The 13,422-nt window shown below is 63.6% G+C and carries 12 protein-coding genes; 8 read left to right on the top strand and 4 right to left on the bottom strand.

Annotated elements, in window-relative coordinates:
• Positions 1–21 precede the first annotated feature (21 nt).
• Together V1288_RS08415 and V1288_RS08410 are read left to right on the top strand one after the other, a co-directional pair.
• Positions 22–777: an ABC transporter ATP-binding protein gene (locus tag V1288_RS08415; protein ID WP_334356604.1), complete on the top strand. Its 756-nt coding sequence runs from the start codon at positions 22–24 to the stop codon at positions 775–777.
• Positions 770–1,483, top strand: a complete 714-nt coding sequence (locus V1288_RS08410) for an ABC transporter ATP-binding protein (protein ID WP_334356603.1) — start codon at positions 770–772, stop codon at positions 1,481–1,483. Before V1288_RS08415 ends, V1288_RS08410 begins: the two co-directional genes overlap by 8 nt.
• A 130-nt stretch (positions 1,484–1,613) precedes the next feature.
• Here V1288_RS08410 and V1288_RS08405 read toward each other — a convergent pair whose 3' ends face one another.
• Entirely contained in the window at positions 1,614–3,050 is a 1,437-nt protein-coding gene (locus V1288_RS08405; protein WP_334356602.1) for a glutamine synthetase family protein, read from the bottom strand.
• Between the two features lie 114 nt (positions 3,051–3,164).
• Positions 3,165–4,523, bottom strand: a complete 1,359-nt coding sequence (locus tag V1288_RS08400; protein ID WP_334356601.1) for an aromatic ring-hydroxylating dioxygenase subunit alpha — start codon at positions 4,521–4,523, stop codon at positions 3,165–3,167.
• A 96-nt stretch (positions 4,524–4,619) separates the two neighbouring features.
• Here V1288_RS08400 and V1288_RS08395 point away from each other — a divergent pair, with 96 nt between their 5' ends.
• Positions 4,620–5,411, top strand: a complete 792-nt coding sequence (locus V1288_RS08395; RefSeq protein ID WP_334356600.1) for an IclR family transcriptional regulator domain-containing protein — start codon at positions 4,620–4,622, stop codon at positions 5,409–5,411.
• On the opposite strand, the gene V1288_RS08390 is transcribed toward V1288_RS08395, so the two are convergent.
• Positions 5,392–5,847 (bottom strand): hypothetical protein, encoded by a 456-nt coding sequence (locus V1288_RS08390; protein ID WP_334356599.1) that lies wholly within the window; start codon positions 5,845–5,847, stop codon positions 5,392–5,394. The genes V1288_RS08395 and V1288_RS08390 overlap by 20 nt on opposite strands.
• Positions 5,848–5,975: 128 nt before the next feature.
• Entirely contained in the window at positions 5,976–6,881 is a 906-nt protein-coding gene (locus tag V1288_RS08385) for a helix-turn-helix transcriptional regulator (protein WP_334356598.1), read from the bottom strand.
• Between the two features lie 135 nt (positions 6,882–7,016).
• Here V1288_RS08385 and V1288_RS08380 point away from each other — a divergent pair, with 135 nt between their 5' ends.
• From V1288_RS08380 to boxB, 5 genes are all read left to right on the top strand, one after another.
• A complete protein-coding gene (locus tag V1288_RS08380) occupies positions 7,017–8,552 on the top strand; it encodes a benzoate-CoA ligase family protein (RefSeq protein WP_334361245.1) in 1,536 nt (511 codons plus the stop codon).
• Between the two features lie 101 nt (positions 8,553–8,653).
• On the top strand, positions 8,654–9,472 hold the full coding sequence (locus V1288_RS08375; protein ID WP_334356597.1) for an alpha/beta fold hydrolase: 819 nt from the start codon (positions 8,654–8,656) through the stop codon (positions 9,470–9,472).
• 82 nt (positions 9,473–9,554) lie between these two features.
• Entirely contained in the window at positions 9,555–10,022 is a 468-nt protein-coding gene (locus tag V1288_RS08370) for a DUF309 domain-containing protein (protein ID WP_334356596.1), read from the top strand.
• Positions 10,023–10,128: 106 nt separating this feature from the next.
• On the top strand, positions 10,129–11,817 hold the full coding sequence (boxC, locus tag V1288_RS08365) for a 2,3-epoxybenzoyl-CoA dihydrolase (RefSeq protein WP_334356595.1): 1,689 nt from the start codon (positions 10,129–10,131) through the stop codon (positions 11,815–11,817).
• A gap of 106 nt (positions 11,818–11,923) precedes the next feature.
• Complete coding sequence (gene boxB, locus V1288_RS08360; protein WP_334361244.1) at positions 11,924–13,360, top strand: benzoyl-CoA 2,3-epoxidase subunit BoxB; 1,437 nt, start codon at positions 11,924–11,926, stop codon at positions 13,358–13,360.
• The last annotated feature ends 62 nt before the right edge of the window (positions 13,361–13,422 follow it).

Below are 13,422 nucleotides of genomic sequence, written 5' to 3'. Positions count from 1 at the left end.
GCTGATTCCTCAGGTGATCCCTTGCTCCGCGTTGAAAACCTGGTCCGCAGCTTTGGTGGCATCAAAGCCACTGACAATCTTTCGCTCGACGTTGCCCCGGGCGAACTGCACGCCATCATCGGCCCGAACGGCGCCGGCAAGACCACGCTGATCAGCCAGTTGACCGGGCAGTTGATGCCGAATTCCGGCGCCATTCATTTCGCCGGCCGCGACGTCACGTGGCTGCCGTCCTATCAGCGCAGCCGGCTCGGCCTGGCGCGCTCGTTCCAGATCACCTGCCTGCTGCCGGATTTCACCGCGGCGGATAATGTCGCGCTCGCCGCGCAAGCCCATGACGGCCACTCGTTCCGCTTCTGGGGCGCGGCGCGCAAGGAGAGGCATCTGCGCGACGCGGCACAGGCGGCGCTGACGCGGGTCGGGCTCGCAAAACGCGCCGACGTGCCGGTGTCCGAGCTGAGCCACGGCGAGCAGCGCGAACTGGAGCTCGCGGTAGCGCTCGCGACAAAACCGCAACTGCTGCTGCTCGACGAGCCGATGGCCGGCCTCGGCGTCACCGAATCCGCGCGCATGGTGGCGCTGTTGAAGGAGCTGCGGAAGGAAGTGACGATCGTGCTGGTCGAGCACGACATGGAAGCGGTGTTCGCACTCGCCGACCGCATCACGGTGCTGGTTTATGGCCGCGTCATCGCCTCCGGCAATCCCGACGCGATCCGGAGCAATGAGGAAGTGAAGCGCGCCTATCTCGGCGACCAGCATGTGGTGGTCGGTCATGGCTGAAACCCTGCTGGAAATCGACGGCATCGAAACCTGCTACGGCCTCAGCCAGGTGCTGTTCGGGCTTTCGTTGAAGGTCCAGTCGGGCGAGATGGTCGCCCTTATGGGCCGCAACGGCATGGGCAAGACCACGACCATCCGCTCCATCATGGGCATGACGCCGGCCCGCGCGGGCAAGGTCCGCTTCGCCGGCGAGGAAGTGCGCAGCCTGCCGTCCTACAAGATTGCAAAGCTCGGCATTGGCCTGGTGCCGGAAGGCCGCCAGATCTTTCCGAATCTGACGGTGTACGAAAACCTGGTGGCGGCCTCGGGCAACCGCGCCGGCAATCCCGATCCCTGGACCATCGAAAAAATCCACGCGCTGTTTCCGCGGCTCGCCGAGCGCGGCAACAACATGGGTGTCACCCTGTCCGGCGGCGAGCAGCAGATGCTGGCGATCGGCCGCGCGCTGATGACCAATCCGAAACTCCTGATCCTCGACGAAGCCACCGAAGGCCTTGCGCCCTTGATCCGCGAGGAAATCTGGAACTGCCTGTCGATGCTGAAGGGCCGTGGCCAATCCGTGCTCGTCATCGACAAGAACGTCGCCAACCTCTCCCGCATCGCCGACCGCCACTACATCATCGAGCGCGGGCGGACGGTATGGACGGGCACCAGCGAGCAGTTGATCGCAGAGCCGGACCTGCAGCATAGGTATTTGGGGATTTGAGGGGAGGCGATCGACCGGCGGTCCTTCCGCCGTCATTGCGAGCGCAGCGAAGCAATCCATCCTTCCGCTTGCTGAGGCATGGATTGCTTCGTCGCTTCGCTCCTCGCAATGACGAGTCGAGAGGGAAGCCTCAAAACATCTCGAAATATTCGCGGTGCTCCCAGTCCGACACCTCGGCCTGAAACCGCTCGATCTCGGCGTTCTTGATGTGGACGTAGTAGTCCACGAACTCTGCGCCCAGCGCCTGCCGGAAGAACGGATCATCCTGCAGCGCAAACACCGCCTCGCGCAGGCTCTTCGGCAATGGCGCCGCCTTGGTCTCGTAAGGCGTATCGGCCGATGGCCCCGGATCGAGCTTGCGATCGACGCCATCCAGCCCTGAGAGAATCTGCGAGGCCATGTAGAGGTAGGGATTGGCCGCCGGCTCGCCGATCCTGTTTTCCAGTCGGGTGGCGGCATCGCCCGGGCCGCCGAGCACGCGGATCATGACGCCGCGGTTGTCGCGGCCCCAGATCGCGCGGTCCGGCGCCAGCGAGTAGGAGCGGTAGCGCTTGTAGCCGTTGATGGTCGGCGTCGTGAACACGGTCGACGCGCGGGCGTGCTCCAGCAGCCCGGCGAGATAGGCTTGCCCGAACTCGCTCAGCGCTTCGCCGGCCGCTTTCGTCATGAAGGCATTCGTGCCGCTTGCGCGCGACACCAGCGATTGATGCAGGTGCCAGCCGGAGGCGAATACATTCGGCAGTTTCGGCCGGCACATGAAGGTGGCGTGATAGCCGTGGCGGCGGGCGATCTGTTTTACGGCCGAGCGAAACAGCACCATGTTGTCAGCAGGGGCGAGACCTTTGCTGGGCTGGAAAGTGAATTCGCACTGGCTCGGGCCGAACTCGACCTCGACCGACCGCAGCGGCAAGCCGAGCGCCAGCACGTCGCGGCGGATGATTTCGAGCGCCGGCTCCATCTGGTCGTAGCGCTGCTCGGTCAGGTACTGATAGCCGTGCGACAGCAGGCTGACGGACGGAGGCCGCCCGGGCTGGCCGGCATCTTCAGGGGCCATATGCTCGTCTTCGAGCTTGAAGAGGTGGAATTCGACTTCGAGCCCCGCGACGAAATCGTAACCGCGGCTTTCCAGTTGACCGAGCACCTTGCGATAGAGATGGCGCGTGGCGAACGGCACCGGGCGGCCGTCGCTGAAATGGAGGTCGCACAGCAGCCATCCCGTGGTCGGCGCCCAGGGCAGCACGCGAAAGGTGGTTGGATCCGCCACCATCAACACGTCGGCAGCGCCCTCCATCTCCTTCATGCCAAAGCCGCCGCCGGCCGTGAACACCGGAAACACCGTCTTGTGCGAGGTGTCCTTGGCGAGCATCGTGGTAGTGATGGAGCAGCCGCTTTCCAGCGAGGCGATCGCTTCGCCGGCCACCAGCGTCTTGCCGCGCAAAATGCCGTGCTGATCGGGAAACGACAGCCTGATGACTTCGAGATTTTTCTCTTCGACGATCTTGCGAAGGCGGCTGGCGGCTTCCTGCTGTTCCTTCGACCAAAGACCGTGACGTGCGACGAAACTCAACGCGTTGCTCCCTGCTGGCCGTCGTTCCGGGATGGTCCGAAGGACCAGACCCGGAACCTCGAGATTCCGGGTTCGATGCTGGCGCATCGCCCCGGAATGACGGTGCCACAAACTTCACTCCGCCGCCGTCAGGTGCGTAACCTTGCCGGCGATCTCGCCCGGCACCGGCGCCGCCCACGGTGCCCCGCGGCGGCGCTTGACGTCGACTTCCATCCAGTAGATTTCCCAGCCGCGCGTTGGCCCGATGCCGTCCATGGTCGCCGGGCCCTGGATGCTGCGGGCATGCGCGGCGTCCAGGAACATGAACGGCTTCTCGCCGCCGACAACCTTTTCGATCTCCTGCCGCAGCAGGCGGCGATACTGCACGATCGCTTTGTCCGAGGTGCCGAGATGCTCGTTGGTGCGGTCCTGGATCGCACCCATCGATTCCACCGCCCACTGGTCGTGGACGTTGATGTCGTTGCCCATGCCGGTATAGGTCTCGGTCGCCTGTTCGTGCGGATCGAAACCGTAATCGTTGCTCTTGTTCTTGCGCGATTTGTAGTCCGGCAGCTCGTACAATTCGAGGCGCTGGTCGCGCATCTTCTTCTTGTCGACCGGCGCCGTGTAGCTGGTGAAGATCGCGTACCAGTAGCAGTTCTCGTCATCGACCGGCACATGCCACTGCGTGATCGTCATCTCCTGGCTCATCGGGATGACGAAGCCGTGCGGGAAGAGCTGGTTGGTGACGCGCACATGGGTGCGCTCCTCGTCGATCTCGCGCAGCGCAATGAGGCGCAGCCCGTATTCGGTGTGCTCGACATTGATGATCGGGTTGTCGTATTCGCGCAAAATCCTGGTCATCGGCATGTCGCTTCCGGCGGAAGCACCGCGGAACTGCTTGCCATAGGCGGTCGAGGTATCCTCATCCTCGAAGAAGCGATGCAGGAAGGAGGCGTGCGCCGGATCGATGCCGACCTCGAGCGCCTGCAGCCAATTGCAATTGATGTGGCCCTTGAAAGCAAACGTATGGCTGTCGGGGGCGACGAAACAGTCGATTTCCGGAAATGCCGGCGGCTCGCCTTCGCCCAGATATGCCCAGAGGATGCCGCTCTTCTCGACCACGGGATAGGCGCGCTGCTTGATGCCCTGGCACAGTTTTGAGTCCTTCGGCTCCGCGGGCGTTTCCAGGCATTGGCCTGATACATCGAACAGCCAGCCATGGAAGGCGCAACGCAGCCCGCCATTCTCGAGACGGCCGAAGGCGAGGTCGGCGCCGCGATGGGCGCAGTGGCGGTCGATCAGGCCGTAGCGGCCTTCCTCGTCGCGAAACAGCACGAGGTTCTCGCCGAGCAGTTTCACCGGTCGAACCGCGCGAGATCCCTGCAACTCGTCGACCAGCGCCGCCGGCTGCCAATACATCCGCATCAGCTTGCCGCAGGGGTCCTTGCGGCCGGTGCGGGTAATCAGGTCGTTCGCTTCCTGGCTCATCATGGCGAGGATCTCCGCATATCCATTTGTTCGCCTATTGAACGTTTGTGCGATTTTAGCGTAAGCTTAGCGTTAGGCAAGCGGATTATGGAGGCAGCGATGCCGAAGCTTAAGCGCGTGGGGGACGCAGACAACCGCGGCGCGACCGATTTCATCGAAAGCCTCGATCGCGGATTGCGCGTGCTGGAGGTGTTCGGCGGCAGCCGGCAGCCCATGACGTTGAGCGACCTTGCCAAGGCCGCCGAGTTGCCGCGCGCGACCGCGCGGCGGATTCTCTTCACGCTCGAACGCGCCGGCTTCGTCGCTACCGACGGCAAGCTGTTCCGGCTGATGCCGCGCGTGCTGGTGCTGGCCTCGAGCTATCTCGCTTCCAACCATGTCGTCTCGGTGCTGCAGCCCGCGCTCGACCGGCTGTCAGGCGAGGCACAGGAAATTTCGTCGATGGCGATCCTCGACGGCAACGACGTCGTCTTCATCGCCCGCGCCAGCCCGACGCGGATATTTTCCGCAGGGATCGATATCGGCTACCGTCTGCCGGCGTTCTGCACCTCGGTCGGCCGTGTCCTGCTGTCGCGGCTGCCCGACGACGAACTGGCCGCGGCGCTCGATAAAATGGACCTCGCGCCACTGACGCCGTTCACCGTGACCGACAAAAAGCGGCTGCTGAAGACGATCATCGCCGATCGCGCCCAAGGCTATTCGCTGGTCGATCGCGAAGCCGAGCCGGGTTTCCGCTCGATCTCCGTGCCGGTCCGCCGCTATGACGGCGGAATCGTCGCCGCCATCAACATGGGCGCGCATGTCGACCGCGTGTCATCAGCCGAAATGGTCGAACGCTTCCTGCCGCAATTGCGCGAGGCGGCGGCCTCGGTCAAATCAATGCTGGTGTGAGTCCGAAATGATTGACGATGCTCTGTGCGGTCATATCAGCCGGAATCATCGCGGTATCCAGCTTGAGGCAATCGGGCCGCGGCACGGCGGTGAGGTCGTAGCGGTCGAGCTCCCGGATCAGGTGTTCCCCTGAACTTATCTTGCGCCGCGCCACCCGGTCGGGATTGCCCACCCTGCGCAAGGCTTCCTCGCGCGAACAGTGCAGGAAGACCGGAAGCAATTCGCCACCGTGTCGGTGCATGATTTCCTCAAACTTGCCGAACTGCTCACGGTCGTCAGGCTCGGCGTAACAGAAGGTTGTGACCAGCAGCGGGACGCCGTTCGCGGCAGCGGCGTCGATGGCCGAACATCTGACGTCATGGACGAGCTCCCAGAATCCGGGCGCGCCGAACTCGAAGACCGTGAGCGCCAGATCGATGACGGCGTGATTGTCCATCAGCCGCCCCGGTACGATCCGGAGCAGCGCTTTTGCAACCGTCAGCTTGCCGACCGCGGGCGAACCATGGAGAAAAAGCAGTTTCATGCATGCTCTGTATCGCGAAGAGCGGGGGAGTTCGAGTGCGATTACGACACCGCGGTACGCAGGCCGAATGCGTGCTTGTCGTGCAGCACCGGCGCCACGGCATCGCTCAGCCGCGCCGCCGCGGCGTCGACGGAAAGCCCTGCGGTATCGACCACGGCGGAAGCCCGCGCATAAAGCGGCTCGCGGCTGACCAGGATGTTGCGCAGCTCGGCCATCGCGGAGCGATCATCCGCCATCGGGCGCAAATCGCCCTGGCTGCGGACGCGCGCCATGTGTTCTTCCGGCTCGGCCTTGAGCCAGATGGTGTAGAACGACGACAGGATCAGGTCGAACGTCAACGGCTCGGAGACGATGCCGCCGCCGGTCGCCAGCACCATCAGCTCCTTCCGCGCCAGCAACTGCGAAAGCGCCGCCTGCTCCATGCGGCGAAAGCCTTCCTGGCCGTAGAGCGCGATGATCTCGGCGACGGATAATCCGTTCTGCGCCTCGACCTCCTTGTTGAGCTCGACGAACTTCCAGCCGATCTTCTTCGCCAGCATCCTGCCGAGGGTGGATTTGCCGGCGCCGCGCAGGCCGATCAGGGCGATGCCGGCGAACGAGATCCGCCGCTGTGCCGACATGCCGCCGCCGGCGAGCGCCTCCTTGGCCTGCGCGATCTGGGCCGGCGTCGCCTTGCGCAGGAGATCGCGGATGACCGCCCAATCGGGCGCCGGCTCGGCGGAAGGAATCAGGTCTTCGAGATGCGCACCCATTGCGTTCGACACGCGCCGCAGCAGCACGATCGAGACATTGCCCTTGCCGCTTTCGAGTTGCGCGATATAGCGCTCGGAAATTCCCGACACTTTCGCGAGCACTTTGCGCGACATGCCACGAAGGGCGCGCATGGTGCGCACACGCTGGCCGAGCTGCTCGAGAAAGCCGGTTTCGGGGTCGCTGGCCTCGGTCATTTCCCTCGTTCGGCTTTATTTGCTGGTGAACGGATTTCGGAAACATAATGCCGATGAGGATTGACAGCAAGCGGCGCTGGTGTCTTTGTATGAATTATAATTCTTAAAACTCAGGGGAGAAGCGTCGTGGGCGGCATGTCCGGTTCGTACAATGCGGTGACCTGGCTGCTCGATCGCAATGTCGACGAGGGCCGCGGGGCCAAGCTCGCCTTCACCGATACCGTCGCTGAACTTACCTACGGCGATCTGCAGCGGCAAAGCCGCCGGGTGGCCAACATGCTGCGCCGTCTCGGCGCTCGCCGCGAAGAGCGCGTGGCGATGATCATGCTCGACACCGTCGACTTTCCTGCCGTGTTTCTCGGCGCGATCCGGGCCGGCATCGTGCCGGTGCCGCTCAACACGCTGCTGACCTCGGAGCAATACGCCTATGTGCTGGCAGATTGCCGCGCGCGCGTGCTGTTCGTTTCCGAGGCGCTGCTGCCTGTGGTGAAGGACGTGGTCGGGCGGCTGCCCGATCTCGAGCATGTCGTCGTGTCGGGCAAGGACGCGCACGGTCACAAGAAACTTTCCGACGAGTTGGCGCGCGAGAGCGAGACATTCGCGACCGCCGCGACGCATCCCGATGAGCCTGCGTTCTGGCTCTATTCATCCGGCTCGACCGGGAGCCCTAAGGGCGTGCGCCATCTGCATTCCAATCTCGCGGCGACGGCGGATACCTACGCCAGACAGGTGCTCGGTATTCGCGAAAGCGATGTCTGCCTTTCGGCGGCAAAGCTGTTCTTCGCCTATGGCCTCGGCAATGCGCTGACGTTTCCGATGTCGGTCGGCGCTACCACGGTCCTGCACAGCGAGCGGCCGACGCCGGCGGCGATGTTCGCGCTGATGAACAAGTATAACCCGACCATCTTCTACGGCGTGCCGACGCTGTTCGCCGCGATGCTCAACGATGAGACGGTGAAGGATGCCCGCGCCGGCAATCGTTTGCGCATCTGCACCTCGGCGGGCGAGGCGCTGCCGGAATCGGTCGGCAACGCCTGGAAGGCGCGCTTCGGCGTCGACATTCTCGACGGCGTCGGCTCCACCGAGTTGTTGCACATCTTCCTTTCCAACGCGCCCGGCGACATCAAATACGGCTGCTCCGGCCGTCCGGTGCCGGGCTACAAGGTGCGGCTGGTCAATGAGGCCGGCGCTGACGTACCCGACGGCGAGGTCGGCGAATTGCTGGTAGACGCGCCCTCGGCCGGCGAAGGCTACTGGAATCAGCGCGCCAAGAGCCGTTCGACCTTCGAAGGCCACTGGACCCGCACCGGCGACAAATATATCCGCGACGCCGACGGCCGTTACACCTTCTGCGGCCGCAGCGACGATATGTTCAAGGTCTCCGGCATCTGGGTCTCGCCGTTCGAGGTCGAGAGCGCGCTGATCACCCACCCCGCGGTGCTGGAGGCCGCCGTCGTGCCCGAAGCCGACCCCGAAGGGCTGTTGAAGCCGAAAGCCTTCGTCGTGCTGCGCGCCGGCGCCAGGACCGATGACCTGCATGAGGCGCTGAAGGAGCACGTCAAGCAGAAGATCGGCCCGTGGAAATATCCGCGCTGGATCGACGTGGTGGATAATCTGCCGAAGACGGCGACGGGTAAGATTCAGCGGTTCAAGCTGCGGGAACATAATTGACGTCGTCATTCCGGGGCGCGCGACAGCGCGAACCCGGAATCTCGAGATTCCGGATCAGCTCGCTTCGCGATCTGTCCGGAATGACGGAGTGAGATCAGGACATGACTACCCTTTCCCCCTCGGGCTTCCTTACCGTCGGCGCCTCGCATCTCGAATACCGCATGATCGGCCCGTCGCCCGAGAGCGCGCCTGTTATCGTGATGCTGCATGAAGGCCTTGGATCGACCAAGCTGTGGGGCGACTTTCCGGATCAGCTTCAGGCCGCGACCGGCGTGGGCGTGTTCGTCTATTCACGCGCGGGCTACGGCGGATCGACGCCGGTGAAACTGCCGCGGCCGCTCGACTACATGCATGTCGAGGCGCTCGACGTGCTGCCAAAGCTGCTCGACAAGATCGGCTTTCGCCGCGGTCTCCTGCTCGGGCATTCCGATGGCGCCTCGATCGCGGCGATCTATACAGGCTCGCATCAGGATCACCGCGTGCAGGGCCTTGCGCTGATCGCCCCGCATTTCATCGTCGAGGACGTTTCCGTCGCCTCGATTGCGCAGATCAGGAACGCCTACGAGACCACGAACCTGAAGGGGAAGCTGTCGCGCTGGCACAGGGATGTCGACAACGCCTTCTATGGCTGGAATGGCGCCTGGCTCGATCCTGATTTCCGCAAATGGGATATTTCCGAATACCTCGCCTATATCCGCGTACCGGTGGCGATCCTGCAAGGTGTGGACGACCAGTATGGGACCATGCGGCAGGTCGAGATCGCGCAGCAAGAGTGCTATTGTCCGGTCGATGTGACCGTCATCCCGGGAGCGGGACATCAGCCGCATCGCGAAGCGCCGGGGCTGACGCTCGATGCGATTTCGGAATTCGCAAACGCGGTGTTGCACGCCGATGACGGTTCGCAGGGACCGGCCGCGTAACGCTTTTCTTTTTTCCGGGGCCGCGCCCCGATGACCACGCCGCCGCCAGCCGCAGGTAATCTGCCGCTGCCGCGATGGGCCTATGTGCCCGGCGAATCCGAGAAATCCAGCGCCGATTACGAAACGCTGGCGCAGATCACAGCTCTGGTGCCGCCGCGCTTCGGCGGCTACGTGCGCGGCGCGCAATCCGGCGCTGCGCTACGGCCTCGCGCTCAACGATCGCGGCTACTTCTGGGAGGCGCAGGAGATCCTGGAGGCGGTGTGGGCGGCTGCGCCGCAGGGCGGCCGCGAGCGGATCCTGCTGCGCGCCTGTATCCTGATCGCGACCGCGAATTTGCGGCTGCGCATGCAGAAGGCGCACGTGGCGACGCGCCTGTTCGGCGAAGCGCTCGGCGAGTTCGAAGCGTTAGGCATGCGCAGTGCCGGCGGCGACGGGTTTGCCGACAGCTTTCCGGTCGCGGCGCTGGCAGCGCGGATCAAGGCCAAATTGGCCCTGCCGATGCTCACCAAGGCCGATTGGGTGGCATTCGGAGCGGCCGCCCGAACATGAAACAAAATGCATGTTCCGGCGGTTTGAGCTAGACTTGAGCAAAAACATGCACTATTGTGCATCTAACGAACCAAGCAAATTCTGAGAAAACGACAGAGGGTGGCTCATGGCCGGTGAAGATCGCGTCCTCGCAGGCGGCGCGAAATACATCGATTTTCAAACTGATCCGTCGCGCTACCGGCACTGGAAGCTGGGCGTCGAAGGCGACGTCGCGACGCTCACCATGGACGTCGACGAGAATGGCGGCCTGTTCGAGGGCTATCAGCTCAAGCTGAACTCCTACGATCTCGGCGTCGACATCGAACTCGCCGACGCCGTGCAGCGACTGCGCTTCGAGCATCCCGAGGTGAAGGCCGTGGTGATGCGATCGGCTAAGAACCGCGTGTTCTGCGCCGGCGCCAATATCCGCATGCTGGCGGGCGCCACCCACGCCCACAAGGTCAACTTCTGCAAATTCACCAACGAGACCCGTAACGGCCTGGAAGATTCATCGGAGAATTCCGGACAGCGCTTCATCACCGTCGTCAACGGCACCGCGGCCGGCGGCGGCTACGAACTGGCCCTCGCCACCGACCACATCATCATGGCCGACGACGGCGCCGCCGCCGTGTCGCTGCCGGAAGTGCCGCTGCTCGCGGTGCTGCCGGGCACCGGCGGCCTGACCCGCGTGGTCGACAAGCGCAAGGTGCGCCGCGACCATGCCGACTTCTTCTGCACCATCGAGGAAGGCATCAAAGGCAAGCGGGCCGTCGCATGGCGGCTGGTCGATGAGATCGTGCCCAACAGCAAGCTGGAGGCCAAGGTCGCCGATCGGGCAAAAGAATTTGCCGCCGCCTCGAAGCGCGACGGCAACGGCAAGGGCATTACGCTGACCCCGCTCGATCGCACCATCGACGACAGCGGCATCCGCTACGGCTTTGTCAGCGCCGACATCGACCGCGCGGCGCGGATCGCCACCATCTCGATCAAGGCGCCTGAGTCGACCCCGCCGGCCGACATCGACGGTCTGATCGCGCAAGGCGCGTCGTTCTGGCCGCTGCAGGTGGCGCGCGAGCTCGATGACGCGATTCTTCACTTGCGCATCAACGAACTCGAAATCGCGATGCTGGTGTTCAAGTCACATGGCGATGCCGCCAATGTGGCGGCCTGCGACGCTTTCCTCGAAGCCAACAAGGCGCATTGGCTGGTCAACGAGATCAGGCACTACTGGAAGCGGGTGTTGAAGCGTATCGACGTCACCTCGCGCACGCTGGTGACGCTGGTGGAGCCCGGCTCCTGTTTCGCCGGCACGCTCGCCGAACTCGTGTTCGCTGCCGACCGATCCTACATGCTGATCGGCTCGCGGCAGGGCGACAACCGCCAGCCCCCGGCGATCCAGCTCACCGCCATGAATTTCGGTCCCTATCCGATGTGCCACGGCCTGACCCGGCTGCAATCGCGCTTCCAGGCCGATCCGTCCGATCTGGAGCGCGCGGAAGCCACCATCGGTACGACACTCGACGCCGAAGAGGCCGAAGAACTCGGCCTCGTCACCTTCGCGCTCGACGACATCGACTGGGACGACGAGGTGCGGGTGTTCCTGGAGGAGCGCACGTCGTTCTCGCCCGACGGCCTCACCGGCATGGAAGCCAATTTGCGCTTCGTCGGGCCCGAGACCATGGAATCGAAAATCTTCTCGCGCCTCACGGCGTGGCAGAACTGGATCTTCCAGCGCCCCAACGCGGTCGGCGAAGACGGCGCGCTGCGCCGCTACGGCACCGGCCAGAAGGCGCAATTCGACATGACGAGAGTCTAAGGGGGAATAGCGAACAGGAAGTGGCGAATAGTTGCGCTTCTTCCATTCGCTACTCGCCATTCGCCATTCGCCAAACACCCCGGCACGGGAGGCCCCAATGAATTACATGAACGTCGACTATTCGACCAAAATCCCCAACAACGTGAATCTCAGCGAGGATCGCCAGGTCCTGAAAGCGCTCGAGGGCTGGCATCCCGGTTACATGGACTGGTGGGGCGACATGGGGCCGGAGGGTTTTCAGCAGTCGCTGGTCTACCTGCGCACCGCCTATTCGGTCGATCCGCGCGGCTGGGCCAAGTTCGATTACGTCAAGATGCCGGAATACCGCTGGGGCATTTTGCTGGCGCCGCAGGAAGAGAACCGCGTCATTCCCTTCGGTGAGAATTACGGCAAGCCGGCCTGGCAGGAAGTCCCCGGTGAGCACCGTGCGACGCTGCGCCGCCTGATCGTGATCCAGGGCGACACCGAGCCCGCTTCGGTCGAGCAGCAGCGCCATCTCGGCAAGACCGCACCCTCGCTCTATGATTTGCGCAACCTGTTCCAGGTCAATGTCGAGGAAGGCCGCCATCTCTGGGCGATGGTCTATCTCTTGCAGAAATATTTCGGCCGCGACGGCCGCGAGGAGGCGGATGATTTGTTGCGCCGCCGCTCCGGCGATGCTGACAGCCCGCGCATGCTCGGCGCCTTCAACGAGGCGACGCCGGACTGGCTGTCGTTCTTCATGTTCACCTATTTCACCGACCGCGACGGCAAGATGCAATTGCACTCGCTCGCGCAGTCCGGCTTCGATCCGCTGTCGCGCACCTGCCGCTTCATGCTGACCGAAGAAGCCCATCACATGTTCGTCGGCGAGACCGGCATCAGCCGCGTCGTGCAGCGCACCTGCGAGGCGATGAAGGAAGCCGGCATCACCGATCCCACCGACGTCGCCAAAGTCCGCGCGCTCGGCGTCATCGACCTGCCGACCATCCAGAAGAAGCTGAACCTGCATTACTCGCTGTCGCTCGACCTGTTCGGCTCGGAAGTCTCGACCAACGCGGCGAATGCCTTCAACGCCGGCATCAAGGGCCGCTACAAGGAAACCCAGATCGACGACGACCATCAGCTCAAGAGCGCCACCTATCCGGTGCTCAAGCTGGTCGACGGCGTGATCAAGCGCGTCGACGAGCCGGCGCTGACCGCGCTCAACATGCGGCTGCGCGACGATTACACGCAGGACTGCGTCAAGGGCATGCTGCGCTGGAACAAGGTGATTTCGACCGCGGGTTATCAGTACAAGCTGACGCTGCCGAACGTCGCGTTCCATCGCAACATCGGCGAGTTCAAGGATATCAACGCCACGCCGGAAGGCATCCTGATCGATGACGCCACCTGGAATCAACGCAAGGGCGAATGGTTGCCTTCGACCCAGGACGGCGACTTTATCGCCTCGCTGATGAAGCCGGTAACCGAAGTCGGCGTCTACGCCAACTGGATTTCGCCGCCGAAAGTCGGCATCGACAACAAGCCCGGCGATTTCGAGTACGTGAAAATCGAAACGTGATCTCTCGACGTCGCCCCGGCCTTGAGCCGGGGCCCATAGCCACCGGACGCCGTTGTTCTGGC

This window comes from Bradyrhizobium sp. AZCC 2176, assembly GCF_036924645.1.
Lineage (GTDB): Bacteria > Pseudomonadota > Alphaproteobacteria > Rhizobiales > Xanthobacteraceae > Bradyrhizobium.
Note: the sequence above shows the minus strand (reverse complement) of the source record. Positions and strands in the feature narration are given on the sequence as shown.

Bases quoted from the DNA above. Each gene is read 5' to 3' on its own strand.
- V1288_RS08410 (WP_334356603.1), top strand. From the start codon at position 770: ATGGCTGAAACCCTGCTGGAAATCGACGGCATCGAAACCTGCTACGGC.
- V1288_RS08400 (WP_334356601.1), bottom strand. From the start codon at position 4,523: ATGATGAGCCAGGAAGCGAACGACCTGATTACCCGCACCGGCCGCAAG.
- V1288_RS08395 (WP_334356600.1), top strand. From the start codon at position 4,620: ATGCCGAAGCTTAAGCGCGTGGGGGACGCAGACAACCGCGGCGCGACC.
- V1288_RS08390 (WP_334356599.1), bottom strand. From the start codon at position 5,847: ATGGACAATCACGCCGTCATCGATCTGGCGCTCACGGTCTTCGAGTTC.
- V1288_RS08385 (WP_334356598.1), bottom strand. From the start codon at position 6,881: ATGACCGAGGCCAGCGACCCCGAAACCGGCTTTCTCGAGCAGCTCGGC.
- V1288_RS08380 (WP_334361245.1), top strand. From the start codon at position 7,017: ATGTCCGGTTCGTACAATGCGGTGACCTGGCTGCTCGATCGCAATGTC.
- V1288_RS08375 (WP_334356597.1), top strand. From the start codon at position 8,654: ATGACTACCCTTTCCCCCTCGGGCTTCCTTACCGTCGGCGCCTCGCAT.
- V1288_RS08370 (WP_334356596.1), top strand. From the start codon at position 9,555: ATGTGCCCGGCGAATCCGAGAAATCCAGCGCCGATTACGAAACGCTGG.
- boxC (WP_334356595.1), top strand. From the start codon at position 10,129: ATGGCCGGTGAAGATCGCGTCCTCGCAGGCGGCGCGAAATACATCGAT.
- boxB (WP_334361244.1), top strand. From the start codon at position 11,924: ATGAACGTCGACTATTCGACCAAAATCCCCAACAACGTGAATCTCAGC.